This is a genomic window from Faecalibacterium sp. (assembly GCF_052358865.1).
GTDB classification, from domain to species: Bacteria; Bacillota; Clostridia; order Oscillospirales; family Ruminococcaceae; genus Faecalibacterium; species Faecalibacterium butyricigenerans.
Window position 1 is genome coordinate 1 of record NZ_DAWCVJ010000076.1, and the last position, 11,202, is coordinate 11,202.

Genomic DNA, 11,202 nt, shown 5'->3' on the forward strand with positions numbered 1-11,202 from the left:
ACAAACTGCCGCCCCATCCCACCACAAATATACCCCCCCCCCCCGGCATCCTGTCAACCTTTTCCTCGATTTTTGGCAAATCGCACAGTTATCATGATTCAAAGCAGGCATTCTGACAAAAAAGAGCCGCCGTGCAAACGCTCTGCACGGCGGCTTCCTTATTTTTTATGCAGCACAATCCGGGAAGTTTACGACCGTGATCTCTGCCACAGCCTTTTCGACGGTCTGCAAAATACGCTCTATCTTTTCTATCGTATCTGCCGACAGAATGACCTCACCGCACTGTTCACACTTCATACAGGGAACATTTTTGATGACAACGACACAGTTCTTTAGCTGTACGGTGTGGATAGTCGTGCCGGGCTTCATCTCGCCCTTGCAGAAAAAGCAGGTCATGTTCATTCCCCTTTCTTTCTTCGCTCTGTATAGGAGACATTCCAGTGCTCGAGGTCTGGCCAATAAGCTGTCAGTATCCATAATGCCTCCTCATGGATACCGCACACTACATGGAGCCAGCGGCCAGCCAGATTCACGCCCAGCACCAGACACGACGGACATCGGTAGTCGTCCGGGCGATATTCAATGATTTTTCCGCTCTGGATGGTCTGACGAATATCCGTCAAGCGGATACCCCGCTCATAAAGCCGAGCCTGAGAGTGAGCAGTCAGGAATATCCGCCCACCACTGGATAGTGTGCGCAGGTTTTCAATCGTCAATTCCACGCTCTGCCGGCCTTCTTTCGTTTTCTTTTATTATAGCATTCCCCTCTCATCCCGTCAATCATCGTGCAAAAAGCCCCCATCCAGTCGGAAGTCAACCATTAAATTCTACAAAAATTCAGAAAGATTTCTGTTCATTTTGAAACAATACAAATAGGCCGTCAAGGTTTCACTTTTCTTGCAGCCAACCTTTGATCTATTCTGTTCGCCGTATTTTCTTTATCACCACGCTTTCTTTTGGGGTGTGGTGTTGCACTTTTCTTACATGGCTATGCCAAGTTCATTCAAACACTGTTGGAACATGATCGCGCTGCTCTTGTACCCGAAGATTTTTCGCGGGTACTCATTGACCCACTTCTCTGTCGCCGCCAACTGCTCTTTGGAAACCTTTGAAAAGTCCGTGCCTTTCGGATGCTTCCTGCGAATCATGCCGTTGACGTGTTCATTGCTGCCGCGCTCCCATGAAGAATAGGGATGGCAGAAGTAAACCTTTGTCCGCGGGATCGTCTTGTTGATGCACGACCGTTCCAGCATATCCGCCGCCGCAAATTCTGTGCCATTGTCAAACGTGATGCTCTTGAAGATCAGCCGGAACTTCCTTGCGCCCAGCTTCCTTTCCAGCGCGTCAACCGCTTTCACAATGGTTTCTGCCTTGCGGTTCGGAACTCCTATTATAATCTCGTTGCGCGTCTTGCGCTCCGTCATGGTGAACAGCGCACAGGTCGTCTTTACTTTTCCCTTGCCGCTATACACCGTGTCGCCCTCCCAGTGTCCGAACTCCTGCCGTTCTTTCACTTCCGGGGGCCGCTGTTCGATGCTCTCCCCCGCCGGGGCGCGAGCAGCTTCTTTCTTGCAGACTTTCTTATATGCCTGCTTGTGTTTCCCGTGCCGGGGCAGTTCTTCTTGAGTGAGATTCAGGAACAAGCCTTTCTTTATATAGTGGTATATCGTCTGCACAGAAACGCTCGTCTTGAACTGCTTGCCCTCCTGCTGCGCATATCCGAACACCGCTGCCGGGCTGCACTCTTTATTCAGGATCGTGGTTTCGATGTAGTTTGCAAGCTCGTGATCCTTGCCGATTTTCAGGGCTGGGCCTTTGTCCCGCAGGTGCGCTTGGTATTTCTGCTCCGCAATGTCCGGGCTGTACGCGCTCACAAGCTCCCATGTATCGCCCACCAGCCGCTGATACTCCCCGCGGTGTAGCTCATTGTACACCGTGGAGATATGCACCCGCAATTTGCTGGCAATGTCCTTGGGTTTCATGCCCTCGTTCAGCCACTTCTCGATCCGAAGCCGGTCTGTCCATGTTAGATGTTTGAATCTTCGCACGTTATTTTTCCTCCTTTCTTTGTCGCTTTGTTTCGCATTTCAAATGTAACCGACTTTTGGCGTTTTGTCAACGGGGCCACCGCAGGGCAACAAAAAAATCCCCGCCAGCGATCCGGGTAGGATCACCAGCGGGGATGTAGTTTAGCTCAGTCGTCCCGGATGGGGAGTGCCTTTGCTCTCGTATACAATTCAGTTCCGGTTCCGTTACCTCCCAGAGCGTGATAACTCTTATAGAGGTATTCAATGTTCTTCAAACCGGGCAGGTCGATGTACCCTTTCTCGATGTAATGGGTACACGCCTGATACAGCCGGTCGTGGAGAATTGCCAGCAGACCGTTTTTGATTGCCTTGTTTTCCTCTTTCTGTGCCTTGATCTTCTTGGAGAGATTACGGTATGCAGCGGTCAGACCTGCCGCCACGATGCCGAAAAGCCATTGCGCCCAGTATTTGACGATAAATTCCAGCATCGTTTACTCCTTGCGATTCTTGTTGTCCTCCCCCACGTTACCGAAGTGGGCCACAGTAGTGGTTTCTGCGGATTTCTTTTCCATGTAATCTTCGAGCTTCTTCTTGGTGAAGTTGAACACGATCTGCACGATCCAGTCCAGCGTCCGCTCATTGATCGCCCAGTCCAGCCAGTCGGGGGTATACCCACGCAGTACGGCAATGACGTGAGCTTTCTTTTCTGCGCCCGCGCCGCTACCGAACTTTTCTTCTGCATTGACGATCCACTTGTACACGGTCTTTGCGACAACAAGGCCATAGCCCAGACGTACCGCCGCCAGTGCCGTGACCACAAGGCCGACCACCATAAAGATGACAGCCAGCCATTCAGGGAATGCCATCAGAAAAACTTTCAGAATGTTCTCCATACTGTTTTCCTCCTACTCTTAACCAACCCAACGGCTCTTTACCGCACGGGTGTCGATATGTACCCAACCAGCAGGGCGACCGTTCTTCACGGGATAACGTCCAATGCCGCCGGTATCTTTCAGCAGAGTTTCGGCGTAGGCCGCAACCGTTTCTACGGCCACGCCCTGCACCCGAATATCTGCCGCCATGCCGTAGCAATGCTGGCTATACGTTGCGCCCTTGACCGCCTTGTTGTGGGCGGCAGTGCGATATGCGCTTGTGATCGTCACGGCCTTTCCGAAGTGATCCCGGATATTCTGCAACAGCTTCACAAGAGCATCATCAATAAAGATGGGATCAGTCCCATCCTTACAACGGAACTCTTTCACGGTAAAGTTTGCAGACAGTTTCTTGCCCCCATCCTTTGCCAGCGAATATGCGTTAATTGCCATTTTCTTTTTTCCCTTTCCGGCTCAATGCCTTACCACAGCCGCCCGCGCAGCACTCAGCGTACAGCACGGCAAACTCTCCGCGTTCTGCGGTCGTGTCTACTCCCGCCGCTTCCAGCTTACCGAGCAGCGTTTCGCACAGATCAGGCCACTTTCTTTCCATTGTTCTTTCCTTTCCAGAGCGTTTCCTCTTGGTCTGTCTTTCCGTACTTCCGTACAGCATCAAGATAAATCTGGTTCAGCCGCCACCGTAGACTCTCACTCTCCGTGTGTTCCAGCAGCCCCTTAATACTGGCAACACGGCGTTTGAACGCTTCTTCATCCATCTGCCCGGAAGCGTAAAGCTCTGATATTTTCTTGACCTCCCGTTTCAACCGGCCAACCGTGCTTTTGCGCAGCTTCATGTAGGCGGGCCAAATGCGCACACCAACAAACTCCACGCCCATCCGCACCGGTCGGATGCAGGTTTTATTGTTCAGGTCAAGCTCCAACTCTTCATGCAGGAATGTTTCGATCTTCGCTTTCCACTCGTGCAAGGTTTCCTTGTTCTCCCCAAGGATCACAATGTCGTCCATGTACCGGATGTAGTAGTGGATTTTCAGAACGTGCTTGCAATACTGGTCAAGTTCGTTCATGTAAATATTGGCGAAGAGTTGAGAAGTGAGATTGCCTATCGGCATCCCCACATCGTACAACCATTCCTCCGGCGGGGTATCTTGCGGGGCTTTGCCGCGGGGCAACCCGAACGGCTCTGCTCTGCTGTTTACCACGCTTCCGAGGAACTTCATCAACTCCGGGTCTTTGATACGCTTTGCCAAAATTTTCAGTAGCTTCGCATGGTTCACACGGTAAAAGAACTTGCTTATATCCAGTTTCAGGTAGTACCATCCCGGCCCCGGTTTCCGGTCTACTTGCCGCATCCAGTATTGTAACCGTGCTGCGGCCTTGTGGCTTCCCTTGCCTTTGCGACAGGCATAGGAGTCCTCAATAAATAGCCGGTCGTAAATCGGATTGAGGTATTGGTACAGCGACCATTGCACGATCCGGTCAGGGTATGGCAAGGCCATCACTAACCGCTTCTTCGGCACGGACACCCACAGTTTCCGGTATGGGCCGAGCGGACAGTCCACGGCGATCATCTGCTCTTGAATCTGAAACAGATTGTGTTCCAGATTTGCAGTAAACGCCAGCACTTCCGCCCGGTATCGTTTGCCCTTGCGGGCTGAGTGGTCAGCTTCTACGAGGTATTCAAACTCGCAGATCACATTCCACGCATTTTGAATCGTGTTTATTTCGTTTGGCATTTCTGCCCTCAATTCCACCGCGCCGCGCGTAGCGTTTCCGTTTTCGCGGCAATACATATTTTTTCCGGTCGTGCTGACCGGAACGGAAACGGATTCCTTTAGACCCACACACCGACTGCGACCCGTAGATCGCAGCCCCCATATCCGGCGTGGAATCCCGCCGAACAAAAATGTTCTTGTGGTGTAAAGCGGAACGGCCCCCGTTGTTCGTCCACGAATTAGAGCGCGGATTGTTGAGGTTCAAGTTGAACACACCGGCACTCTCGCCATTGTTCCAGTTGCCGCCGCGGATCGGACACGCCGTAAATAACCCGTTCCCGTATGAAAATGGCAGGCTTTAGAGCGAAGCAATGTAGCCGCCCAACAGCCTGCCTATTTCATCGTTGAATTTCGCCCACGTTTCATACTGGTGCATCGTCAAGGGCGGCGGGTACTTGCCCCCGTGTAAATCCTTACTCGCCGCCAGCCGGACAAACTTTCTCAATACGGCCAGCTCCACGTCCATATTTTGCGTGGTGGTCTTTTTGAAATATCGCCGGTCGATCTCAACGCTGTACCGGAGAATTGCCAACATACTTCTGCGAAGTTCATCGGCCAGCTCACGGTCTTTCCGAGGAAAGCTCATTGTGAGCGGGTAGCCATAGTCAACCATTTCTCCGATCTTCTCCGCCAAATGGAACGGTTCAGGCTTTTTCTTTTTGTCGCCCTGCTGGGGCGGCACTTCGGCTTCTGCGTTCGGCACAGTCAACACCTCCAAAAATCAGCGCGGCGGGCCGCTGGCCCACCGCGCCTTATGTTCTATTTTTGCTTTGGTCTGCGCTACCGCGCAGCCCGTCAGCTTATCAGGCTTCAGCGGGCAGCTTTACAAAAGCGGAACGGCCCCCGACGGCCGCCCACGAATTAGAGCGCGGACTGTTGAGGTTCAAGTGGAACACACCGGCACTCTCGCCAAGGTTCCAGCCGCCGCCGCGGATCGGACACCGCTCGTCAGCGGCATTGTTCGCCCAGAAGTTATCGTTGCCATAGGTTGTATCAATACCATCGCCGGTCAGAGCGGTGTCCGGCATCAAGGCAAGGGACATAAGGATCAGCTTCGCGGCATCGCCCACGCTGGATGCGGCGGTAGTGTTCTTGAACAGCGCACCACGGCTCTCGTCCTTGGAATCGCTGATCGTAGTGTCCCACTCCCAGTGACCGCCGGTGTAGTTCAGCTTGATGGTTCCGGTGGTCGTGCCGTTGCCATCAGGAGCGACCAGAGAGCCGTCGCTGGCCTTGATTGCCCGCCATGCGCTGCTAGATGCGCCGTTGCTCACGCTGTTGTCGGCGGCGTTGTTGTTGGGGATGATCTGCAACTCGCCCTTGACCAGACGCAGACCGATGCACCACTCCCAAATATTACCGTTCATGTCCCAGATGCCGTCCATGCGCCCGTTGTGGCTCCACGTCAGCGGGCCAGTGCCGGTGCGGACACGGGCAGTCTTGCCGTTGTCCTGCACACCGGGAACAGGGATTGCTTCGTAGTAGGCTTCGGAGCTGTCCTTGCCGTAGTTGTTATTGCCTTTCGGCTCACAACCGTGCTTGTGACACCACAGTGCGACCGCCGCCCACTCTGCATTGCTGATCTCGTGCCAGCCCGCGCCCTTGGCGTTGGTCTGGGTCACGAACCAGTCAAGCGGATGGGACACGGTGGGATCTTCTGCGGGCAGGCTGTATGCGCGGCCAGTGTCGGTGCAGGTGCTCTGATACTTGCCAAACCAGAAGCCGTCAATCTCCTTGCCGTTCACGATGAACGCCGGGTGGGTTTCGGTGCTCTGGGTGGACAGCACATCGCACAGGCGGAACTTCGGGATAAACACATGGATGGACGGCATTTCCTTGTCGTCAAAGAGCAGGTCATTGGTGGGGAATGCAGTCTGCACCGCAAGGCGGGTAGCATCAAAGTTAGTTGCCATAGTCTTTTCCTCCCTTACAGAATGTCAAAATCTTCGATAGACCACAGGCGCAGGGTCACGTCGTCGGTGTTCAGCGGCTTGGCCTTGCGCTCGATGTGGGTCTTGTGGGTGGTATCTTCCGCCGTGGTGTCCTCTGCTGCTTCGGTTTCACCCTCCACAGCTTCGGTCATGGTAGCGTTTTCGGCTTCGCCCTCAACCTCCACGTCCTCATACTCGATTGCGGGGATTTCTACCTCTGCGACATAGAAGCGGCTGTCGCTGCCGTCGATCAGCAGATTGCCCTCGGCATCGCCGGTGATGGTCTTGGTCACAGGGTAGTCACGCTGGTACTTGGCAAGGTTCATGGTCAGAGTGCCGTCTGCGAAGTCCAGCTTCGTGCCGCGCAGCTCATACTCAACCTTTCTGCCCTCGTTCAGTTCGATAACATTCATCAGTTCATACCTCCCGTTACTCTCACAACGACCACGACGGTCTGAGCAGAGCCGTCATGTTTCAGCTTGAAACCGTTGGTCAGCTTACCGGACACGGTAATGTCCCCCAGCCGCCCGCCGGTGTAGCTCTTAACGTACACGTCCACGCCATAGTTGGCATTCTTTCGGGTCTTTGCCAGTCCCACGCTGACCTCGTTGATCCCGAACGGCCACTTGCTGCCGTTTTTCAGCGTCACCTCTTTGACTTCTGCCGCCACCTCCGGTTCCAGCGCAGACAAGCGGCTGTTCTGCTGCGTGTCGGTGTTCTTCATGCTGGCAATGTCGGTGTCGTGGCTGTTGCTGGACGTTTCCAGCACACCCAGACGACGACCGAACCAGAGCAGCATAATGTGGATGATGTTCGCTGCCATGTTGGAATCAAAGATACCAACCTCCATACGGTTGAACTGATCCTGTTCCAGCAATGTACCCTGCTGGATAACCTTGCCGTCCTGATCCTCAACATGGTTGCGCCAAAAGGTTCTCTTAAACATCAGCATTTTCTTCTATCCCTCCTTGCTCAGAAAGTCTTTTCCAGTTCTGCGTTTGCTTCCGCCAGCCGCAGCACTTCGGGTTCGACCTCGATCAGCGGGAACGTAAACCGCAGCAGACCGGCGTTGATGCTGTCGCGGGACAGGCTCACGCTCTGGCTCCCGGCCAGCACACCGTTGTTGTCGTAGACGCGCACACCGGTGATCGTGTCCTTTGCACCGGAACTCGGTGCATTGACATAGACCACCACGGCAGTCCCGGCAATCTCCTTGCTGTTGATCTCGCCGTCAATCCAAGTGCTCTTGTTGAGCTGGTACTGGAAGCGAGTGACCGCCCGCAGCAGTTCAGCGCGGCGGTTATTCAGAAAATTATCCGTAAAAAAAGCCATCCTCTTTCTCCTTTCTCTGCAAAAGAAAAAGCCCTTGCGGGCTGTTGCAGCTTGTTACAGGTAGGTCTTGCCGCAGACACGCGGCGTGATCTTGAACGCTTCGACTTTCACCTGACCGCCCGCCGTGGCCGCTGCGCTGGTTCCCAGCGTTGCCGCGCTCGGCTTTGTGCCGGTGGTCGAATCGCCCGCTTCTCCCGGACTTCCGGTGAATGCTTCCACTCTGGTTTCAGAGTAAAGCGGCATATTGGCGGTGTAGCCCTTTGTGCTGGTAACGGGCAGGTCGCCGGTCACGCCGCTACCGGTTTCCGCCGGGGTGATGGAGTAGCCATCCACCGCCGGGGTGGTTTGCAGCTCTTGTCCTGCGCTCCAACCTTTCGTCGCCACCTCCGGGATTGTGCCGGTGATTTTCGGGAACGCAAGGAACACTTCTGTGTTCGCCGCTGCGTCCAGCTCTGCGCCGGTCGAGTAGCCCAGTTGGGCGGGCTTCCAGTATGTTCCGCAGTACGGAATACCGCACTCCGGCACTTTGTAAGCCATGCACTCCACCGTCACGCCAACGCCGATGCTGTGCCGCACCATGTAGCTGATCTGTTCAAGGTGAGCAGACAGGCGTTTGGTGTAGCCCAGCAAGTCCTCCATTTCCCGGATGGTGTGATACTGCGCCGCCGCTTCCGTAATGTTGACGTTCAGCCGCCAGAAGCCCGGAGTGCCGCCGTAGTCGAACCACTCTTCTACCTCGGAATCAGGGTACACGGCACTTGCCTGTTCCCGGACGGCCTTGACCGTACCGGCGTACCGCTGAATCTCAATCGCCGTTCGGACGATTCTCCGCTTCGTTTCCACGTCGGCGGTGGAGTCGTACCACTCGATTTTGAGGTAAACAGCCATCTGATCCAGCACACCCTCGTCGCAGGTGTCCACTTCGGAGAACGTCATGCCGGTGTCGAGATATTCAAACATCCGGTCTTGCAATTCTCCGTAGACAGCGGACAGGACTTGCGCCCACGGCTGTTCTGCAACAATCCGCGGCAGGCCGTCCGTGATCCTTGCGTCCCGCAGGTTAATCATCCTCGATACCTCCGTAGATGATCGTCGGCGTTCCGCTCAGTTTCGGAATCTGCACAACGGCTTTTCCCGAATCCATTCCGTTCTCGATCACCTTATCGACCGGCTGGCGCAGCTCCACTCGCTTCACGCCAGCGGCCCGCAGGCGGGCGATCAGCTCCATCGGGTTAATGTCCCGACCAATGGAACGCTGCCACTCCTGAAATTCCTCCACCGCTTTTGCCACGCTCTCCTGAACGATGCTTGCTCCTTTGGAATTTCCAGAGCCGATGTAATAGGTGAAGTCGATGGAATATTCCACCTCTTCCGGTGCTTTGCAGATTACGCGGTCTGTCATAGGGCGGCGGGCTTCGTTCATCAGATACGTTTGCATTTCGCTCATATCCTTTTCGCTCGGCATCTTGCCGCCGGTCAGCATGAAGAAAATGTACACCGTGCAGGCCACGTCCCGCGGGCTGACAGCGATTGCGCTCTCTACGTCCGACCGAAACGACATAGCCCAGAACTCGTAAGCGTCCTTTGGGCCAGCGCAGGAGTAGGTCGTGGGAGAAAGCCAGATTCTACGGGTCAGGCTGTCGTCGCTCTCCACGTCTGCGCCGCCGCTGCTGGTGTCGGTGTTCTCCACCGCCGCCACATACGGAATGGCATCAACCAGTGTATCAACAACACCGGGCGGAATGTCGTTGCCGCCCGCGCCTACCACTTCGGCCTGTGCCAGCACATCCACATAGGTCTTGCCAATGTCGATCTGTGCATAGTCCATTGTGGCAAAATAAACCCCCGCGGCAGTTCTGACGCGGGTTCCTTGCGGGATCATGGCAACGGTTTTCTGAATGGCAGACAGCGTAAAGCGAACCGTCACCGTCGCATAGGTTGCCGGGGTGCGCTTCACGCCAAACGGCAAGCCCATGTTGTCCAGCTCTGCGCCGGTCGCTGTTTTCAGCAGCGCACAGCGGGTGCGCTTCTCCGCGATCTGAATCATCATGTAGTACAGCTCCGTCATGCTTTTCAGGGTAAGCATAATCGGGTCTGCTTTGTTCAGGGGCGGGGCCGTACCGTTCACGGCCTTATAGTTCCGGGTATAGATTTCCGTCACCAGATTGCTTACATCCTGCAACGTAAGGTTTCCGGTAACGCTGTACTCCGGTATATCGGCAAACTCGGCAATGTTAGACAATCTGTACCACCACCTTTGGCCGGATGCGTCCTTGCTGGCTGTGGCTCGTTTCATACTCCACTTCCAGCACTTCCGCCCGCGGCTCGTACTTCTTTGTTTTGCGAATGATCTCTGCCGTGAGCATCGCCTGTGCAGCTTCGGCGGGCAAACTCAAACATTCCATGTTCAAGCCAAACTCCCGGTCAAGGGCTTGTTCTCCCTCTTTGCTGCCATAGAGTGTCAGCAGACAGTTGTAAATATCCAGTTCTTCGGTTTTGCCAGACGGCTCAATCTCAACGTCGAAGCCGCCAAGCGTCATAGTTTCCATATCGTCGCTCACGGTGCGTATTCCTCCAACGTCAAAGTAACCTTACCGTCTTTCAGTCCCCAGAAACGATGCACCGCACCCCATCCCGTCGTCACCTTTGTCAACTTGAACGGATTCTGCGACATAGGTTTGTTGTTCAGGATGAAGTAGTCAATCGTTCCAGCTTCACAGTGCTTCATGAGTGCGTCAAAGATTTTGCGCGGGTTCACGCCCAGCTTTGAAACCAACTGGATTTCAAACTGGTACGACTTCAAACCCGGCCCCGTGTACTCGCTCTTGTCTTTGCCGCCGATTACACTGTGCGTGGCCCAGTTGCTTGATGTGCTTCCGTTTATGTTGTCAGGTGTCAAGACACGCCAACTTGATACCGTAAATATCAGTCCCGCATAGCATCCAATGCTTCCCCATGCCATAGGATCACCCCCTTACGGTGTCGGAGTTCCGGTTTCGCCAGCAACAACATACGGGCCAGCCGTGGCCGCACCAGAATGAGTGTGCTTGTGGTTTACCAGAGAAATGCCGTTGATCTTGCAATCGCCGGAGCCACCAGAGATATTCACGGTCGATCCCTTGATGTTCACCGTCGTTCCGTTGAAGTTCAGCGTAACGCCCTTGATCTCAACCGTTCCGTTCTGACACACCTTTACGGTGGAACTTCCCACCTTGAAAGTCATGTCACCCTTGACGGTGTACTCCAC

17 protein-coding genes are annotated in these 11,202 nt (G+C 54.5%); all 17 read right to left on the reverse strand.

All coding sequences use genetic code 11. The features are described 5' to 3' along the window. Positions 1-165: 165 nt before the first annotated feature. Complete coding sequence (locus ACT8X9_RS10855; protein WP_412589408.1) at positions 166-402, reverse strand: type II toxin-antitoxin system MqsA family antitoxin; 237 nt, start codon at positions 400-402, stop codon at positions 166-168. Continuing rightward, positions 399-722 carry a DUF4258 domain-containing protein gene (locus ACT8X9_RS10860; RefSeq protein ID WP_444268995.1) on the reverse strand — a complete coding sequence of 108 codons (324 nt, stop codon included), beginning with the start codon at positions 720-722 and terminating at the stop codon, positions 399-401. The genes ACT8X9_RS10855 and ACT8X9_RS10860 overlap by 4 nt, the downstream gene beginning before the upstream one ends. Before the next feature lie 258 nt (positions 723-980). Further along, positions 981-2,048: an IS30 family transposase gene (locus ACT8X9_RS10865; RefSeq protein ID WP_444268996.1), complete on the reverse strand. Its 1,068-nt coding sequence runs from the start codon at positions 2,046-2,048 to the stop codon at positions 981-983. Positions 2,049-2,194: 146 nt separating this feature from the next. Continuing rightward, complete coding sequence (locus ACT8X9_RS10870) at positions 2,195-2,515, reverse strand: hypothetical protein (protein ID WP_120020108.1); 321 nt, start codon at positions 2,513-2,515, stop codon at positions 2,195-2,197. Between the two features lie 3 nt (positions 2,516-2,518). Next, the gene (locus tag ACT8X9_RS10875; protein WP_120020107.1) at positions 2,519-2,920 is read right to left on the reverse strand and encodes a hypothetical protein; all 402 of its coding nucleotides are present in this window, start codon (positions 2,918-2,920) and stop codon (positions 2,519-2,521) included. A gap of 18 nt (positions 2,921-2,938) precedes the next feature. After that, positions 2,939-3,352, reverse strand: a complete 414-nt coding sequence (locus ACT8X9_RS10880) for a YcbK family protein (protein ID WP_156075096.1) — start codon at positions 3,350-3,352, stop codon at positions 2,939-2,941. A 140-nt stretch (positions 3,353-3,492) separates the two neighbouring features. Continuing rightward, positions 3,493-4,761 carry a reverse transcriptase domain-containing protein gene (locus tag ACT8X9_RS10885; protein ID WP_444268997.1) on the reverse strand — a complete coding sequence of 423 codons (1,269 nt, stop codon included), beginning with the start codon at positions 4,759-4,761 and terminating at the stop codon, positions 3,493-3,495. A gap of 229 nt (positions 4,762-4,990) precedes the next feature. Then, positions 4,991-5,395 (reverse strand): four helix bundle protein, encoded by a 405-nt coding sequence (locus ACT8X9_RS10890; RefSeq protein WP_120020105.1) that lies wholly within the window; start codon positions 5,393-5,395, stop codon positions 4,991-4,993. A 100-nt stretch (positions 5,396-5,495) separates the two neighbouring features. Beyond that, entirely contained in the window at positions 5,496-6,605 is a 1,110-nt protein-coding gene (locus ACT8X9_RS10895) for an SUMF1/EgtB/PvdO family nonheme iron enzyme (RefSeq protein ID WP_444268998.1), read from the reverse strand. A 14-nt stretch (positions 6,606-6,619) separates the two neighbouring features. Continuing rightward, positions 6,620-7,036, reverse strand: a complete 417-nt coding sequence (locus ACT8X9_RS10900; protein ID WP_444268999.1) for a hypothetical protein — start codon at positions 7,034-7,036, stop codon at positions 6,620-6,622. Beyond that, positions 7,036-7,575 (reverse strand): hypothetical protein, encoded by a 540-nt coding sequence (locus ACT8X9_RS10905; RefSeq protein WP_444269000.1) that lies wholly within the window; start codon positions 7,573-7,575, stop codon positions 7,036-7,038. Before ACT8X9_RS10905 ends, ACT8X9_RS10900 begins: the two co-directional genes overlap by 1 nt. Positions 7,576-7,595: 20 nt before the next feature. Continuing rightward, the gene (locus tag ACT8X9_RS10910) at positions 7,596-7,955 is read right to left on the reverse strand and encodes a hypothetical protein (protein WP_444269001.1); all 360 of its coding nucleotides are present in this window, start codon (positions 7,953-7,955) and stop codon (positions 7,596-7,598) included. Between the two features lie 54 nt (positions 7,956-8,009). Then, positions 8,010-9,023, reverse strand: a complete 1,014-nt coding sequence (locus tag ACT8X9_RS10915) for a phage tail protein I (protein ID WP_444269002.1) — start codon at positions 9,021-9,023, stop codon at positions 8,010-8,012. Beyond that, on the reverse strand, positions 9,016-10,197 hold the full coding sequence (locus ACT8X9_RS10920) for a baseplate J/gp47 family protein (protein ID WP_444269003.1): 1,182 nt from the start codon (positions 10,195-10,197) through the stop codon (positions 9,016-9,018). The genes ACT8X9_RS10915 and ACT8X9_RS10920 overlap by 8 nt, the downstream gene beginning before the upstream one ends. Beyond that, a complete protein-coding gene (locus ACT8X9_RS10925) occupies positions 10,190-10,516 on the reverse strand; it encodes a lysozyme (RefSeq protein WP_156060157.1) in 327 nt (108 codons plus the stop codon). The genes ACT8X9_RS10920 and ACT8X9_RS10925 overlap by 8 nt, the downstream gene beginning before the upstream one ends. Continuing rightward, the gene (locus ACT8X9_RS10930; protein ID WP_444269004.1) at positions 10,513-10,917 is read right to left on the reverse strand and encodes a phage tail protein; all 405 of its coding nucleotides are present in this window, start codon (positions 10,915-10,917) and stop codon (positions 10,513-10,515) included. The genes ACT8X9_RS10925 and ACT8X9_RS10930 overlap by 4 nt, the downstream gene beginning before the upstream one ends. A gap of 12 nt (positions 10,918-10,929) precedes the next feature. Next, positions 10,930-11,202: hypothetical protein (locus ACT8X9_RS10935; protein WP_444269005.1), on the reverse strand; the 273-nt coding region annotated here is incomplete at its 5' end.

What these genes read in the sequence shown, in the direction of transcription:
- ACT8X9_RS10855 (WP_412589408.1), bottom strand. Translation starts at nt 402, where the DNA reads ATGAACATGACCTGCTTTTTCTGCAAGGGCGAGATGAAGCCCGGCACG.
- ACT8X9_RS10870 (WP_120020108.1), bottom strand. Translation starts at nt 2,515, where the DNA reads ATGCTGGAATTTATCGTCAAATACTGGGCGCAATGGCTTTTCGGCATC.
- ACT8X9_RS10875 (WP_120020107.1), bottom strand. Translation starts at nt 2,920, where the DNA reads ATGGAGAACATTCTGAAAGTTTTTCTGATGGCATTCCCTGAATGGCTG.
- ACT8X9_RS10880 (WP_156075096.1), bottom strand. Translation starts at nt 3,352, where the DNA reads ATGGCAATTAACGCATATTCGCTGGCAAAGGATGGGGGCAAGAAACTG.
- ACT8X9_RS10895 (WP_444268998.1), bottom strand. Translation starts at nt 6,605, where the DNA reads ATGGCAACTAACTTTGATGCTACCCGCCTTGCGGTGCAGACTGCATTC.
- ACT8X9_RS10900 (WP_444268999.1), bottom strand. Translation starts at nt 7,036, where the DNA reads ATGAATGTTATCGAACTGAACGAGGGCAGAAAGGTTGAGTATGAGCTG.
- ACT8X9_RS10905 (WP_444269000.1), bottom strand. Translation starts at nt 7,575, where the DNA reads ATGCTGATGTTTAAGAGAACCTTTTGGCGCAACCATGTTGAGGATCAG.
- ACT8X9_RS10910 (WP_444269001.1), bottom strand. Translation starts at nt 7,955, where the DNA reads ATGGCTTTTTTTACGGATAATTTTCTGAATAACCGCCGCGCTGAACTG.
- ACT8X9_RS10915 (WP_444269002.1), bottom strand. Translation starts at nt 9,023, where the DNA reads ATGATTAACCTGCGGGACGCAAGGATCACGGACGGCCTGCCGCGGATT.
- ACT8X9_RS10930 (WP_444269004.1), bottom strand. Translation starts at nt 10,917, where the DNA reads ATGGCATGGGGAAGCATTGGATGCTATGCGGGACTGATATTTACGGTA.